A 15841-nucleotide genomic window follows, 5' to 3' on the forward strand; every position below is an offset into this window, starting at 1 on the left:
CAAAACAACTGACATTATTAAAGTTTAGCATCGCTAGGTTCTGTCGCTCCATTTATAGTAAATTTTACATCGTAACTTATTCGAGTGTACTTATAATGAACTACGTGACATTGTATTAAAGTAGAGCTTTAAACTGGTACTTTATGGGTAATTAAACAAGCTTGTAATTTAATTACATAACATACGTAAGTAACGTGACAATCAGAGTAAAGCTCCACACTAAATTATTGATAAATAGCGACTAATGATGAATTCCGTACGAACACTCTTACTAGAAAAAAGAGATAACAAAATTGATATATTATGATTTTGGCACAAGGTCTGCGTTGATTCTAATACAATATAATTTGTTATAGTGCATTAGGTTGTAAAGTAGGACGTTGCCCTACTCTTTTTCTTCATGCTCTTTACGGATCTGTTCAGCAACAAGTTTTATTGCTTGGCCGGTACTAATACCCGTTTTCATTAGCTCTTGGATTTTTTCAACAGCCGCTTGCTGTTCTTCATGGGAAAGGGATAAATCATCGAACATAAAAAAGCTCCTCTAAATTGAGGAGCCGACTATATAATGAATTTACGTGATGCGATAGCGTTTTAGTAACTACCTAAGAAATTTAAGTAAACACCCATAGAGTTCTCATTCGTGTAACTCGCACCAATATCTAGTTGAAAAAGATTAAGTGGTGAAACTCCGACACCGGCGGTAATCGTATCATCACTATCTTCATAAGCGAGATTACGTTTATACCCTGCACGTAGCTTCAATTGGCGCATAATATCTATCTCGCCCCCTACCCTTAACCACTGAGTATTATCATCAAAACCAGTGAAACGTTCATCTTCATTGATGTCGTAATCAACACTAATAGTCGCGTAGTCAGCAACAAGACCTGCACCGATTGTGTATTGCGGGCGCATTTGGTAGGCATAGCCAATGTCAACGTCTCGACTATACGTCGTCCCACCGTATGAGTATTCTAGTGTATCAGTGTAAGCTATAGTGTTTATATCTCTTGAAACCAAGTTCGTAGCAGCTACACCGATTCTTAGTGGCCCATGAAACCATAGAAATCCCGCATCGAGATTAAACATAGTTTCGCCTGTACCATTTTCAGTTACATCTTTAATATCATAGTTGTTAAGGTTTGCTGAATAAACATATGTATAGATACGTTGAAGTTTTGGTGATACGCCAAAAGCGATATGTTGACCTAGAAATGTCTGGTATTTAGCGAACGATATACCTACTTCTGTAACGCCTATCGCTACTGCATTTACTGTGCTCAAAGCTGCATTTACAAGAGTATCTGCATCAGGACTGATTCCTGTATTAGCTCCGGTATATATGTCTGGAGATGCAAATGACTCGGTATAAACCTTGCCAAATACGTTAGCAGCAACATATTGATTTGGGATTGCGAATGCGACTACACCACCCAGCTCTAGTTTGGCTTGGTCACCTTCTAATGAATCCAAAGACGTTTGCAAAGCTGCTATATCATCAGGGTTAGAACTATCAAGTAGGGATGAAGCTGTATCTAGATCATCGACCATATTGTCTTCATCATTATATGAAAGACCAATACTTGGGATAATCATACCGACATCATCATTGCGGCGGTAAATTGCAGTTAAGGCTGGATTATAGAAAGGCGCGGTGAGAAAATTAGCAGAGACAACGCCTACACCACCCATTGCATCTCCACGTGCTTCGATGGCATAGTTGGCAGCGCTGGCTGATGTTCCGGCTAAAGCTATAGATAAAGTCAAAAATCTAATCGAATTTTTCATAATATTATAAACGTCTATTCCCTTAAGGTTTATAACGACTTATTGTCTATTAACTTTAGCTAATCCTCTACAGAAACATCATATGTTTTACTAATTATTTGAGATTGTTCGATTAATATCTGACCTTGCCACCTTTGGTTAGTCATAGAGACCGCTAAAACGTACCTTTCTGGTGTTATGTTCCTAGGTTCAAACGACGTCGGGTAATCAGATTCGTAGCTTCGACTCCACACTTCGTTATAGTTTCCGTCGACATAATCATAGAGTGCAACGGTTAACGAAGGCAAAGGGCAATTTTCGTTTAATAGCGCATTTTTTTCGACAGACCATTGGTCTTTTGATTGCCAACGAACGACTTGTTTCGCTTTCGAATCAACTAATACCACCCAGGAACTCCAGGTTTCCTGATCGCTAGCCGTTACATCTAAGCGGTAGAGCCCCATTGGGACTCGACTGTTTAGGTTGTATCTTTTCTGATAGATCTTACTATCATTTTCTTGATTATTTGGCTCTGTAATCGCGAACTCGCTATCTGTTGAAAGCGGCTTATCAACCCAACGTTTAAAAACTATGTTTTCAATTTCTTTTTTAGACTTAATAGAAATTGTTACATTGTACATATCCCTTCCCGGGCTTTGAATATTGGTTCTTCTAAGAGAAGCGGTTTCTATCCAATCAGGAAGTCTTTTGTTGTCGAGCCCTTTTCCACAGTCTACTTCAAGTGAGTGAAGCAATAAGTTGTTCAAATGCTCTTGTATTGAGCGACTATCGTTTTGCTGATAAACCTCGACAACAGAACCGAACATTGAATCTAAATCATCATCGAGCAGAAACTGATGAGCTTGAGTCAATGGTGTATTAGACTCAAACCAATCAGCACTATTTGCCACCAAAGGTAAGCAAATAGTAATACATAGAAATGTGACTATTTTGCGCATTACGCTTTCATCTTGTAACCAACGCCACGTAGCGTTTCGATTTCAAGACCTGCCAGTTTTTGACGTAATTGCAACACATGCGTGTCTACGGTACGAGTCGTTGGGAAGTGATTGTAACCCCATACGTGATCGAGCAACTCGTCACGGGTAAAGACTCGACCAAGGTTACTCGCTAAGAAAAGTAACAAGTCGAACTCAGTCCTAGTTAACGTAATCGCTTCGTCACGATAAAACACTTCGCGTGTCGCTTTATCAATCACTAAATGTGTTGTAACCACTTTTGAGTCATCTTGATCTTCTGACTCTGGTAATCGTAGTTGAGCACGTATACGAGCAAAAAGTTCTGCTTCCGCAAATGGTTTGGTTAAATAATCATTGGCACCAGCATCTAGTCCAGCAACCTTATCTTTTACTGTAACCAATGCGGTCAGCAAAATAACAGGTACATCCTTTATTTGTTTCCAACCTATTAGATGCTCTACAGAGTCGCCATCGGGTAATTGGCGATCTAGGATCACGAGATCTGCTTTTTCCCAATACTGTGCTACCGCGGAAATGGTTTCCGCATGTAGACATTCGTAACCTGCTTGCTCAAGGCTTACTAAAAGGCCATCAGCTAAATTCTTATCATCTTCAACGAGTAGCAGTGTCTGTTTCACAGGGGATCTCCAAAATAAATGTAGTTGGTGGGCCAATAAGGGACATTTTGCCACCCATTCGACCAACCATTGATTCAACAATCGTCAGACCTAATCCCAGGCCTGATTTACTTACAAACGGTTTTCTCAAGTTCCGCCAATCTCGATGTGATAATTCACCCTGATCTATCACTTTGATCGTCAAACGATCTGCGGAGGTGGTAACGTCAATGGTTATCGGTGCGACACCATATTTGATTGCGTTACGTACTAAATTGTCTATACAGTTACTCAACCAGTATACATTGAGCTTTGCTGCAATATCTTCATTGATAACTAAGCTAACATCAGCAGTAAACTCATCGGATACTTTATATTCAAGCCAATCTGATACTGATGGTACCCATTCTGTATTGAGGGGTTTGTTATCAGACTGCAAATAATCCTTACTTGCTTCCGCTAATTGTCTTAATCTTCTCGAATCTTCACACAAACGCCTAAATTCATCGTATACACTTTCTGGTAATTGCTCAAATTCTCGTCTAAAGCCCTCTACTGTCAGTGAGAGGCTCGCAATTGGCGTCCTAAGTTCGTGCGTCAGAATTTGTAATACCAACATACGACTTTTCATTTCTTGTCGTTTTGAGTTCCAACGATATGCAGACCAACCGATGACCAATAAAATATTGGCTACGACTAATGCGATCATTGAGATCCTTAGTACGTCTGAATGATCCTCTATATCCCAACACATGTTTCCACGCTGTACAAAACATGTCGAGCTTTGACTAGACAAGGTAAAGCTCAATTCCGCTTTACTCACATTTGGTTTCCATCGGTTAGCTGCAAATATGTGGTAGAGATTACCCTGCTTTAACCATAGTTCATCTTGCTCAATGAACATTTTGGATCCGCCAATCAGTGCGCTAACACTATTTGGATCCATTCGTTGTAGCCTACCTAGTAAGGTATTTGGTAAAGAAAGCGGTCTCTCTTGGATATGCATAAACATCTCCAGGAGCTCTTTCTTTTCAGGAAATTTATTCACCCAACGATAGGCATATGAGCCTCCACCTGGGTGTATTAATCCACTTCTTGCAAACCAACGAACTGATAGATTTGTCTCTTTACATAACGCTCTAGTAAAAACTAAAGGCTCTGTAATTAAGGGGCTTAACGGCAGTTTTCCTGTACAAGATTGGGACAACTTATAGAGTTTTTGAATGTCCCTTAAAGGATATTCTGCGGTTCTAGGTAACAGTGAGTCAGGTGTAATTAGTCTTGTTGGGTATTCAGCCTGAATAACTCGAATGTCATAAGAGACAATGGCATCGTTATAATTGAATAAGCTGATAAAATTTTCGATTCTTTCAGGTAAAGAGTCAGCAATGGCACTGTTAGTGACGAGAGCTAAACTTAATACTAAAAATTGGAATGCGCGTTTAATCAAAGTGAATAATCAAAATAATTTACGTGAAAGAACTATAAAGCATTCTGTCATAAGAATACATATCGTTTGTGATATCAACGTCAATAATCAATCATAAAAAAAGCCAGCATAAATGCTGGCTTTTTTGTTTACGACTGTTTTTATAGTGCTTTAGAGATAGCGTCAACACTCTCTTTTGCATCCCCAAATAGCATCTGGGTATTTTCTTTAAAGAACAGTGGATTTTGCACACCTGCATAACCAGGGTTCATCGAACGCTTGAACACAATAACGTTTTCAGCGTTCCAAACTTCCAATACCGGCATACCAGCAATTGGGCTATTTGGATCGTCAAGCGCAGCTGGATTAACGGTATCGTTCGCGCCGATAACAAGAACGGTATCTGTAGACCCTAGATCATCGTTAATCTCATCCATTTCTAAAACGATGTCATAAGGTACTTTTGCTTCCGCGAGTAATACGTTCATGTGACCAGGCAATCGCCCCGCAACTGGGTGAATTGCGAAACGAACATTAACACCATGTGCACGAAGCTTTTCTGTAATTTCGTGTACTGGGTATTGCGCCTGAGCTACTGCCATTCCGTATCCAGGAGTGATGATGACAGAAGATGAATTCTTAAGCATATCTGCTACGTCTTCTGCATTGATTTCACGGTGCTCACCGTAATCTTCATCGCTACCACTTGTGCTAACTTCCTGACCAAAACCACCTGCAATAACGCTAATGAACGAGCGGTTCATCGCTTTACACATGATGTAAGAAAGAATGGCACCTGAGGAACCTACTAAGGCACCAGTCACAATCAGAAGATCGTTTGCTAGCATGAAACCTGCTGCCGCCGCTGCCCAGCCTGAGTAAGAGTTCAGCATTGAAACAACCACTGGCATATCTGCGCCACCAATTGAAGCAACCAAGTGATAACCAAAAGCAAAAGCAATCAACGTCATGACAAGCATTGCAAACATGCTGCCGTCAGCTTTAACGAAGTAAATCATCAATAGAACTGATGCAACGATCGCAAGCAGGTTCCACTTATGCTTATGAGGAATATTCAACGCAGATGAAGAAATAACACCACGAAGTTTACCGAATGCAACTATAGAACCAGTAAAGGTTACCGCACCGATGAACACACCTAAGAAAACTTCAACAAGGTGAATAACATGCTCAGCATGAATATCCGCTGGCGTCGTTGAAATAACAGCAGGTGGATCGATGTAGCTGTTAAAGCCAACTAATACCGCCGCCATACCAACAAAGCTGTGCAATATTGCAACAAGCTCTGGCATTTCAGTCATTTCAACTTTCTTCGCATAGTGTATACCGATTGCACCACCGATAACCATAGCAAGAAGAATCCAAGCGATACCTTCTGTACTTGGTCCAAAGATCGTCGCAATAAGTGCGATACCCATACCAGCAATACCGTAGTAGTTACCAGCACGTGCAGTTTCTTGCTTAGAAAGACCAGCAAGGCTCTTGATAAAAAAGATAGCAGCAACTAAATAAGCCGCTTGTACTAATCCTGCAGACATTTGTTACTCCCTTTAGTCTTTACGGAACATTTCAAGCATACGTTTGGTCACAGTAAAGCCACCAAAGATATTAATGCTTGCGATGAGCACGGCAATGAATGATAAGAAAGTTACAACGCCACTTCCCTGACCAATTTGTAGCAATGCGCCGACAACGATGATGCCAGAAATAGCATTAGTTACTGACATAAGTGGTGTATGCAGGGAATGTGATACATTCCAAACTACGTAGTAACCTACAATACAAGCAAGTACAAATACCGTGAAGTGAGCTAAGAATGCAGCGGGCGCAACCGATGCTACCCAACCAAATGCGGCTAGGCCTGCACCAAAGCCAATGATCTTTTTCACTGGTGATGTTGGTTCTTCAACTTTTGGTTCAACCTTTGGTGCTTCTTGTTTAACTTGTGGTTGAGCTGAGACTTGGATAGGAGGAGCAGGCCAAGTGACTTCGCCTTCTTTAATGACAGTCACACCACGAAGAACAACATCTTCAAAATCGATATTGATGTTTCCGTCTTTCTCTTTACACAGTAGCTTAATAAGATTAACGATATTCGTTGAGTACAGCTGAGATGATTGAGTCGGCAAGCGGCCAACCATATCCGTATAACCAACAACCTTAACACCATTCTCAGTTGTTATAACTTTGTCTGCTTCGGTATATTCACAGTTACCGCCATTCGCTGCTGCTAAGTCAACGATAACAGAACCGGCTTTCATGCTATCAACCATCTCTTTGGTGATTAGCTTGGGTGCAGGGCGACCAGGAATGAGTGCCGTGGTAATGATGATATCAACGTCTTTAGCTTGATCCGCGTACAACTCTTCAGCTTTTTTGTTGAATTCATCGGACATCTCTTTAGCGTAACCATCGCCAGCGCCTGTATCTTCTTGGAAGTCGACTTCTAAGAATTCTGCACCCATCGACTGAACTTGCTCTTTTACTTCTGGGCGAACGTCGAATGCACGAACAATTGCACCAAGGCTACCTGCAGCGCCAATTGCAGCAAGACCTGCCACACCAGCTCCCGCTACCAGAACTTTTGCAGGTGGTACTTTACCTGCCGCCGTGATTTGGCCAGTAAAGAAACGCCCAAACTCATGAGCCGCTTCTACAACAGCACGGTAACCAGCAATATTCGCCATAGAGGATAATGCATCTAGAGCTTGAGCTCTTGAAATACGAGGGACAGCATCCATCGCCATAACATTAATGTTTTTGGATGAAAGTTGTTCCATTAATTCAGGGTTTTGAGCAGGCCAGATGAAACTGATAAGACTCGCACCATCTTTAAATAGTGCAATTTCGTCAAGACCATTGTCTTTATCAACAATAGGCGCATTAACTTTAAAGATGAGATCTGACTGCCATACATCACTTGAAGACGCGACGGTAGCGCCAGCCTCTTCGTACGCTGAATCATCAAAACTAGCTAAACTGCCAGCCCCGGTTTCAATGGAAACCTCAAAGCCAAGCTTTATCAACTGCTCCACCGACTTCGGCGATGCAGCTACTCGCGTTTCACCCGCGAGAATTTCTTTAGGTACACCAATTTGCATAGTTATTCCTTCACTATTGGCACAATGACTATTACTTTTCTAACTAACGATTGCCTATTCTGCAAGCAATTTGTAGTAAAAGTACTTAAAATCATTACTTGCAACTCGTTGTGTAAATTGATTCTGCTGCTTATGTTGAAAAAAAACAACGTTTACATAAGAAAGCAGAGGTCAAACCAGATCTATAAAATATGATAAGAAACAAGTAATTAAACATACAAAAAAAAGAGCCGTAAGCATAACTGCTCACGACTCATCTATTTATGATTTCTATCAAGTTGGTATCAGCTAAGTTCTCAACTAAGAGAAAATATTGTCACCCATTTGGTCAATAAACATTTGCGATTTTTTTAACATCAGTTCATTGGCATCGTCTTTGTTTGATAGCACATCAGATCGAATAAAACGGTGAGATTTCAACTCCGTATTTACTTCTTTTGTTATCCGCCCCGCTATTCGATATTGACCACCTTCTGCAATAGGCTCTTGATAAATTAAGAAGCCCTTATACTCTATAGGTTCTACTTCAACTTCGGTCTTAGAACTTTTATTGCCAAATCCGAACAAACGCGAAAATAATCCCACTTATTTTTCCTCTACTTTTCATTTTGAATGAGCGGTTTTTCAAACCACTCTAACTCTACATCGTCATCGAAGCGGGGATGACTAAACATAACTGGTACATCGTCACCTCTACGGGCCCGACGATCTTTTTGAATCATTGACTCCGCATTTTCAATCGCCGTTTTCGTATAGTTCTTTAGAATTATGAGTCTTGATTCAGGAAGCGCTGACAAAAAATCGATGTCGTGGCGAATATAGATTGGGCGCAGTTGACTCAATGCTAAACACGCGATATCGGCAAGTTGTTCATTACTATAGTTACTAGCATAAGGGTCATCGGCGAGTACATGTCCAACTAGCGTTTCCATGTAATTGTGAACATCCACACTAATCTGCATAATTTACTCCTTAATCAAACACATAACGACTAAACGTCGGCTCTATCTTAAGTTTAATTTAGCGCACCCAACAATTAACAACAAGTATTGTTAATTGAAGATGATAAACTAAAATTACTTTATTCATCTTTATCTCATTAGTTTAGCAAAAAGCTTGGCAAATCAGTAAATAGAAGTATCCTAAAAGGGTGCTAAACATCTTTATTCAATCACTATTTGGTATTTTGCTTTTATAATGTCTCCATCTTTTGTCACGTCTAATTGGTTTAGGGTCTCCTTTCCTTTACTCTTAATCGCTTCCTTATGGCTCGGTATGTCAAACGTTATCACCGTGACTCAAGGTAATTTGGATATTGCAGTTAACCTGCCAATCGTACTTTTTTTGATTGCTTTACTTATGAGCCATACGTTTAGCCAGAGTCGTTGTGCTATGATCGCTCTGATAATGCTAATCAGTTACTGGGTGATCCAACATCGTCTTCAATCTTCTCTTGGTACCGGTACAACGCTCTTAGAGCTCTCTCTACTTGCATTTCTATTACCCGTTGCTGCTTTGCTCACTTATGCATTTAAAGACTCTCGTTTAACAAGCAAAGGTTTTTTATTATTCGTATTGATCAACTTCATGTTAGTCGCTTGGTCATACTTAACCGTTACGCATTTTGGCGAAGATAGTTTATCTCACTTTAGAGAAGGACTTCTGTTCGTCGTACCTCAGGTATCAAAGCTTCCGTTTGTACTTGTTTTATATTTATTTGCGCTTTCAGGCATTACCGCAATTTTGGTTTTAAGAAATAACCGTATTGCGGATGTTGTCGCATACTCCGCAATCATTACTGCAAGTATTACTTTTGTTTTTTTCGAAGTTCCCTTTATTTCTAGTACGATGTTTACCCTAGCGGGTGTACTTCTTCTTCTTCATTTAATTTCAGCAAGTCATGAACTTGCGTTCAATGACGGTTTAACGGGCATTCCTGGCCGACATGCGTTAGAAATGGACATTAAGCAATTAGGTCGAAAATACTCTGTAGCAATGATAGACATCGATCACTTCAAGTCTTTTAACGATACTTATGGCCACGATACAGGCGATGATGTGCTGAAGTTAGTCGCTTCTCGTTTAACGCTAATTGGCGGTAAAGCAAAGGTCTACCGTTATGGTGGTGAAGAGTTTACAGCGGTTTTTAAAGGTAAATACCTATCTGATACTTTAGAGCACCTTGAGATTCTAAGAGAAGATATTGCGCAATATGAGATGGCACTTCGAAATGCTGCAACTAGGCCTAAAGATAAAAAGAAAGGTGCATCAAAGCGCGGTAAAACTCCAAGTAAAGAGACGGTTAATGTCACGATTAGTATCGGCGTAGCAGACTCTACAACCGATAAAAAACCTCATAATGTGATAAAACTTGCGGATAAGGCGCTCTATAAAGCGAAACAAACAGGTAGAAATAAGGTGTCTCATTAGTTTATTCATTAGGGGAGCGTAATATCAAGACTGGTTGAAGAACAGTACGATACTGCCTCCTTTTAATGCGCTGCCATAATTAAAATTGAGCCCAAGGCCGACATTCTCTATCCACTCGGTATCAAACGGAGGGGTCATTAACCAGCCAATTGATGCTTCATAGTAGTGCCCAGTTCCGAGAGGCTTCTCAATATCAGCACCTAAATCTATACGGCGAAAGCTCGAATACATAGACTGCACCGCTTTACCCCACTGATCGAAATTGTAAATCGATCGAATTCCGTTAGAGACGTACCACCCTTCTGTATTGCCTATTTTTCCCTGGTTGGCGTCTCCCCATCCATGCCCATAAAAGTAGTGCCATGTAGAAGTTAGCCCCCAACTCCCCCAAGGCTTTTCACGTGTATATTTGAAAGCTAGAGACGGTTCGTAAATCATCGACCACGCCGTTGTATTTACGTAGATACCATCAAGTTGATCTTTGACTTGTGTCAGTTCGTCACTTCGATAATCAAATTTGTTATTGTACTGCATCAAGTGTGTTGAAAATGCAGGCTCAATCGCCCATTTATCGTTTATATTGTATTGGTATTTATAAGCAACACTACCAGCTAACACTCTATCCTTACTTCGGTCCTCCAGTGTTTGTCCATTGAGTTGAATGTTTTTTTCAGATACTAACCCAGAAACTCGAAACATCAGAAAGTGTCTATTTTTCGCTTCCTCATTACTTAAATCTAGCGTGTAAGGGAGGGTCGTTACCTGAATTCTATTTCTTAGTGCAATGGAATCATCGGTTCCTATGTCTTCATTTTCTAAATGAAACCAATCATTTGGGTCGAAATCGTGAATTCCAAAGGCTAATACATCACTATCCATGAGTATGAGTGCCGCAGCAAAGGTCTGCTCTAACTGCGTTTGAAAGTTTTTGCTCGGTGAGGCGTCTACTGTTGATGAGATAAGAAGGGTAATTAGAAAGTTACATAAAAGAAACCCTCTAACATATGACATATAAATCATAAAGACTCATTTCACTAATCAAACATAATGCATAATCATGACCTATTACTAAGCACAAAATCAACAGTTTAATAGATGAAAGCTAAATCCTGCTTAATCAGTTTAAGAACTCATCTATTGCCTTCCGCTAATACATAGGCATTTCGACCTTGATGTTTTGCTTCATACAATGCAGCATCGGCATTCAGATAAATGTCATTAATCGATTCATGTCCATTTGGAATCAAACTATATATACCTTGAGATACAGTGACTTCACCAAAGTCTTCATTGTATTCATGGGGTAAAGAAGCGTCATGTAATGCTTGTTTGATACGTTTTGCCGACGTTACAGCTTTCTCTTTGTCAGTATGGCTAAGCAGTATAGCGAACTCCTCCCCTCCATAGCGTCCAACGTATTCCGCACTTCGCGAAAAAAGTTCTTTCGTTAACTTTGCAATCTCAATCAGGCACTTATCGCCTTCTATGTGACCGTAGTTATCGTTAAACGCTTTGAAATTATCAACATCAATTAGGATTAGAGTTAACGGGAAACAGTGCCTACCATGCCAACTTATCATATCGTTGAGCTTTTCGTCGATAAACCGTCGGTTATACAGACCAGTTAGTCCATCTTCGTTGACTTGATGTTGAAGAGCTTGATTCAATTCTTGCAATTTAATTGATGCTCGCTTGAGCTCTCGACGCATTTGGGCAATACGCTGCATTGCGATAAGCTTTGAATTTAAAACCAATTTGTCTACGGGTTTAGTAAGATAATCATCTCCACCCGCATCAATCGCTTTAGCAATCATACTCGGTTCTTCATGACTACTAAGAAAAATAATCGGAATCCAATCTGGGTATAATCGTCTGATCTCCTGAGACACTTCAAACCCATTCATGTCAGGCATAGTGATATCTAATAGGATTAATTCAGGATCGAACTTTAAATAAACTGATAACGCGTCTTTACCACTTGATACGGCTTCTACATCATGCCCAAGTTGTTTAAGTCGAATCGCTAACTGCATTCGATCCATTTGTACGTCATCAACAAGCAAAATTCTCATTGAGGATCCACTTACAGTCATAATATCCCTTAAAAAAATTGTCTCATTAAGACTTATAGCACTTCAATTTACATTTTTCATTAGTTAATTGCCTCTTACTTGTTGACTTTTGGGTGTAAGTTTTTAGCATGTTGTTTTTATTTTAAGAGATATTGTCATGACTGACGAAAAACAAACAGAACAGCCTAAAGTAGACCTATCAACGGTTTCAGCTGAATTGAAACAAGTGATTGAGTTCGATCAAGTTCCTGAAGCAATGTACTTTATGGTGACGTCTATTCATGAGGTTTCGGAAGAAGCAGTGAGAGAAGCCTGGGATTCTCTGCCAGCGAGCGCACAAAACGTTCTCGACAATTTTGAACAATTTCACGCTCTTATTTCGGTAAGCCAAGCATTTGCTGGTGTAAATTTGATGGAAGAGTTCCCTACTCTTGATTTACCAAAAGATATGACCGATGAGGATAAAGAAGCTTATCGTAGTCAACTCCTTGATCAAGTTTTACATAATTGCGTGAAAGATATGGTTAAGCAGATCAAAAAAGCTCGAAGAGATGCGATTTTGAAAAAAGACTTCCGTGAAGTTTTCGCAAAATAGTAAAATGAATATTGCTCACTTTGCAATTAAATAGAAAGCCGCCGTGTATGGCGGCTTTTGTTATCTTTTAATCATAAACTTTGAAGACAGCCTTCTTAAAATAAGCTTGGCCACAATTTCTTCAAATCCATGTGATCCTCTATCGCATCTGCAATTCGGTCGATCGCTTTTTCGTTGTTATTAACATGGTCAACAGTTTCAATTTCTTCAACGCCAACCCAACGCCCAATAAGAGGCACTATTTCAGATGCATCAAATAGGCCATGTAAATAGGTTCCAAACACATGGTTACAACTCGATATAGCCCCATCTAAGAAACCAGTTTCTAGCGTGATCGGCTGTGTAGCGTTAACCTCGGATACACCAACATGAATTTCATAGCCGCTTATCGATATCTCCTCACCAAATAGCTTTAACGTACCACCGACATTTGAGAGTGTTTTTTGCTGAGTTAGGTCTGTCGTTATTGGTAGCAACCCTAACCCTTCACTTGTTCCTGGCGCGCCTTCAACACCGAACGAATCGTTTATCGTTTCTCCGAGGATTTGATAACCGCCACAGATACCAATGACTTTGCCACCAAGCCTAATATGACGATTAATATCGTCGTCCCAGCCTTGGGTGCGTAAATATTCAAGATCACTACGAACTGATTTAGTACCAGGAATAATGATGAGGTCAGCACCCGTTAGCCTTTCACCTTTGCCAACGTATCTAAAGTTGATATCGGGATTGAGTCGAAGTGCATCAAAATCCGTATGATTACTAATTCGTGTAAGTACAGGAACGACGACATTCAACTTCGTATCACTATTTTCCACCTGACGATCATTGATAGCATCTTCCGCTTCAAGGTCAAAACCGTGCAAATAAGGTAATACACCTAGTACTGGCTTTTTTGTTCTCTCTTCAAGCCAATCTAACCCCGATTGAAGTAAAGCAATATCACCTCGAAAGCGATTAATGACGAAGCCTTTAACTCTGTTTTGCTCGCTTTCAGAAAGAAGAGCTAAGGTCCCTACTAAGTGGGCAAAAACACCCCCTCTGTCTATGTCTGCGACAATGATTACGGGTATATCCGCTTTTTCAGCAAAGCCCATATTCGCGATGTCATTTTCTCTAAGGTTTATTTCGGCAGGACTCCCTGCCCCTTCAATGACAACGCTGTCATAACTGTCAGACAGTCGTTGATATGAGTCCATGACAGAATTCATCGCCACCAACTTATAGTCGTGGTATCCCACGGCCTCCATATTGGTGATTGCCTTTCCTTGAAGAATAACTTGTGCACCCGTATCGGAACATGGTTTCAACAACACGGGGTTCATGTGTATTGTTGGCTTAAGACCACACGCTTGGGCCTGTACCGCTTGTGCTCGGCCAATTTCCCCACCATCTTCAGTAACAGCGCTGTTTAATGCCATATTCTGTGGCTTAAAAGGGGCAACAGAGATCCCTTTTCGTTTTAAAACACGGCATAAGCCTGCCACCAACACACTTTTTCCGGCATCAGATGTAGTACCTTGGACCATCAAAGACTCTAACGTCGTTTTCATATTCTATTTATACCTAGCCTTTTTCGTCGTACTAACGGTTTACCTAATAGTAACGTGGGTATGAGCCGTTACTCAATATCGTGAATTGATTATGAATGGTTTTCTCAGCAGATATTCAATTCAAAAGCTTTTTAATGGGCATTGTCGGGAAGCTATTACTAAATGCTGCTTTTCGAAAACTAAAACACAACCAAACTTTATAAGGAATTATTATGAACATGAAACTCATTACTCTTGCTGCCGTATCAACCCTTACCCTAGCTACAGCACCAGCGTTTGCCAAAGACAAACATAAAGGAGAGCCTAACATTCAATATACAGGGCCGATTGAAGTAACTACTGTAAATCAAATTGCCGAAGACGCGTCTCTGTATTCCGATAGCGATGTCGTACTTGAGGGGCACTTAGTAAAACAAATATCTAAAGACCGATTTATATTTGCCGACGCTACTGGTGAGATTCAAGTAGAACTCGACGACATTATATTGGCTCAACCACTTTCCCACGAAACGACCGTTCGAATTTTTGGTGAATATGAAACAGGATCAACACCTGAAGTTGAAGTCGAACACTTAGTTGTCTTATAAAAGATACTTTTACACCCAAATTAGAATTATCCTTTATATAGAAAAACTTAGTTCTTAAAAAGCACTATTATGGCCTGCTTATTGCAGGCTATTCCGTAACGTCAAATATACATCACTATACTGAATGACTACGGAGCAGTTATGTTAAAAGTATCCAGCAAATTTAGCCTTATCGCGCTTACCCTTTTATTATCCCCTTTTGCGCAGGCTAATAATTTTAGCTACAACTATTTTGAAGTTCGAGGTGGATTTGGGCCGCAAACCATCGGCGGAGAATTTAGCATGCTATTAATGGAGAATGCTCACTTCGTAGGCCGAGTTGATACATCGTTTGAGAACGATTGGGATGCAGCTGCCGGTGTTGGTTTTAACGGACCGATAGGTTCTTTTGCTGATATTTATGGCCAAATTCTTATTCACCATGTTAACTTCGTAGATTCTTCAAGTTCAGACTCGGCATTTCAACCTGAATTTAACATAGGTGGCCGAGTCTGGATGACTAATCAAATTGAATTAACGGGTCGTATCGGCTTGCATAAAGAACGCTCTGTCTTTCATGCCGGACTAAACTTTCATTCCACTGAAGCACTGTCTTTATTTGCTGGAGCTCGTAATGATGGAGTTTATGGCCCACAGTTTTCAATAGCAGCACGTTTTAACTACTAACTATCGTACCCTAGCAC

General features: G+C 40.3%; 16 protein-coding genes. 4 read left to right on the plus strand and 12 right to left on the minus strand.

Annotation, left to right across the window (positions count from 1 at the left end; all coding sequences use genetic code 11):
- Positions 1–385: 385 nt before the first annotated feature.
- The 9 genes from KP803_RS09980 to KP803_RS10020 form a co-directional block, all read right to left on the minus strand.
- Positions 386–532 (minus strand): YoaH family protein, encoded by a 147-nt coding sequence (locus KP803_RS09980; RefSeq protein ID WP_248008677.1) that lies wholly within the window; start codon positions 530–532, stop codon positions 386–388.
- 62 nt (positions 533–594) lie between these two features.
- Positions 595–1791, minus strand: coding sequence for a conjugal transfer protein TraF (locus KP803_RS09985; RefSeq protein WP_248008678.1), 1197 nt, complete (start codon positions 1789–1791; stop codon positions 595–597).
- Between the two features lie 59 nt (positions 1792–1850).
- On the minus strand, positions 1851–2729 hold the full coding sequence (locus tag KP803_RS09990) for a DUF2861 family protein (protein ID WP_248008679.1): 879 nt from the start codon (positions 2727–2729) through the stop codon (positions 1851–1853).
- Entirely contained in the window at positions 2729–3388 is a 660-nt protein-coding gene (gene vxrB, locus KP803_RS09995; protein WP_248008680.1) for a response regulator transcription factor VxrB, read from the minus strand. Before vxrB ends, KP803_RS09990 begins: the two co-directional genes overlap by 1 nt.
- A complete protein-coding gene (gene vxrA / locus KP803_RS10000) occupies positions 3363–4817 on the minus strand; it encodes a sensor histidine kinase VxrA (protein ID WP_248008681.1) in 1455 nt (484 codons plus the stop codon). The genes vxrB and vxrA overlap by 26 nt, the downstream gene beginning before the upstream one ends.
- A 140-nt stretch (positions 4818–4957) precedes the next feature.
- Entirely contained in the window at positions 4958–6355 is a 1398-nt protein-coding gene (gene pntB, locus KP803_RS10005; RefSeq protein ID WP_248008682.1) for a Re/Si-specific NAD(P)(+) transhydrogenase subunit beta, read from the minus strand.
- Positions 6356–6367: 12 nt separating this feature from the next.
- On the minus strand, positions 6368–7918 hold the full coding sequence (locus KP803_RS10010) for a Re/Si-specific NAD(P)(+) transhydrogenase subunit alpha (RefSeq protein WP_248008683.1): 1551 nt from the start codon (positions 7916–7918) through the stop codon (positions 6368–6370).
- A 300-nt stretch (positions 7919–8218) separates the two neighbouring features.
- A complete protein-coding gene (locus tag KP803_RS10015; protein ID WP_248008684.1) occupies positions 8219–8503 on the minus strand; it encodes an HlyU family transcriptional regulator in 285 nt (94 codons plus the stop codon).
- Positions 8504–8514: 11 nt separating this feature from the next.
- Positions 8515–8880 carry a late competence development ComFB family protein gene (locus KP803_RS10020; RefSeq protein ID WP_248008685.1) on the minus strand — a complete coding sequence of 122 codons (366 nt, stop codon included), beginning with the start codon at positions 8878–8880 and terminating at the stop codon, positions 8515–8517.
- Positions 8881–9115: 235 nt separating this feature from the next.
- Here KP803_RS10020 and KP803_RS10025 point away from each other — a divergent pair, with 235 nt between their 5' ends.
- Entirely contained in the window at positions 9116–10348 is a 1233-nt protein-coding gene (locus tag KP803_RS10025) for a GGDEF domain-containing protein (RefSeq protein ID WP_248008686.1), read from the plus strand.
- Between the two features lie 24 nt (positions 10349–10372).
- On the opposite strand, the gene KP803_RS10030 is transcribed toward KP803_RS10025, so the two are convergent.
- Together KP803_RS10030 and KP803_RS10035 are read right to left on the minus strand one after the other, a co-directional pair.
- Positions 10373–11368, minus strand: coding sequence for a Solitary outer membrane autotransporter beta-barrel domain (locus tag KP803_RS10030; protein WP_248008687.1), 996 nt, complete (start codon positions 11366–11368; stop codon positions 10373–10375).
- A 110-nt stretch (positions 11369–11478) separates the two neighbouring features.
- On the minus strand, positions 11479–12441 hold the full coding sequence (locus tag KP803_RS10035) for a GGDEF domain-containing response regulator (RefSeq protein ID WP_248008688.1): 963 nt from the start codon (positions 12439–12441) through the stop codon (positions 11479–11481).
- A 136-nt stretch (positions 12442–12577) separates the two neighbouring features.
- On the opposite strand from KP803_RS10035, the gene KP803_RS10040 reads away from it, so the two are divergent.
- Positions 12578–13015: a DUF3069 domain-containing protein gene (locus KP803_RS10040; RefSeq protein WP_248008689.1), complete on the plus strand. Its 438-nt coding sequence runs from the start codon at positions 12578–12580 to the stop codon at positions 13013–13015.
- A 95-nt stretch (positions 13016–13110) separates the two neighbouring features.
- Here KP803_RS10040 and KP803_RS10045 read toward each other — a convergent pair whose 3' ends face one another.
- The gene (locus KP803_RS10045; RefSeq protein ID WP_248008690.1) at positions 13111–14571 is read right to left on the minus strand and encodes a cobyric acid synthase; all 1461 of its coding nucleotides are present in this window, start codon (positions 14569–14571) and stop codon (positions 13111–13113) included.
- A 212-nt stretch (positions 14572–14783) separates the two neighbouring features.
- On the opposite strand from KP803_RS10045, the gene KP803_RS10050 reads away from it, so the two are divergent.
- Both KP803_RS10050 and KP803_RS10055 read left to right on the plus strand, forming a co-directional pair.
- Positions 14784–15158, plus strand: coding sequence for a YgiW/YdeI family stress tolerance OB fold protein (locus tag KP803_RS10050; protein ID WP_345791554.1), 375 nt, complete (start codon positions 14784–14786; stop codon positions 15156–15158).
- A gap of 141 nt (positions 15159–15299) precedes the next feature.
- On the plus strand, positions 15300–15824 hold the full coding sequence (locus KP803_RS10055; RefSeq protein ID WP_248008691.1) for a hypothetical protein: 525 nt from the start codon (positions 15300–15302) through the stop codon (positions 15822–15824).
- The last annotated feature ends 17 nt before the right edge of the window (positions 15825–15841 follow it).

The organism is Vibrio amylolyticus, from assembly GCF_023145695.1.
Lineage (GTDB): Bacteria > Pseudomonadota > Gammaproteobacteria > Enterobacterales > Vibrionaceae > Vibrio > Vibrio amylolyticus.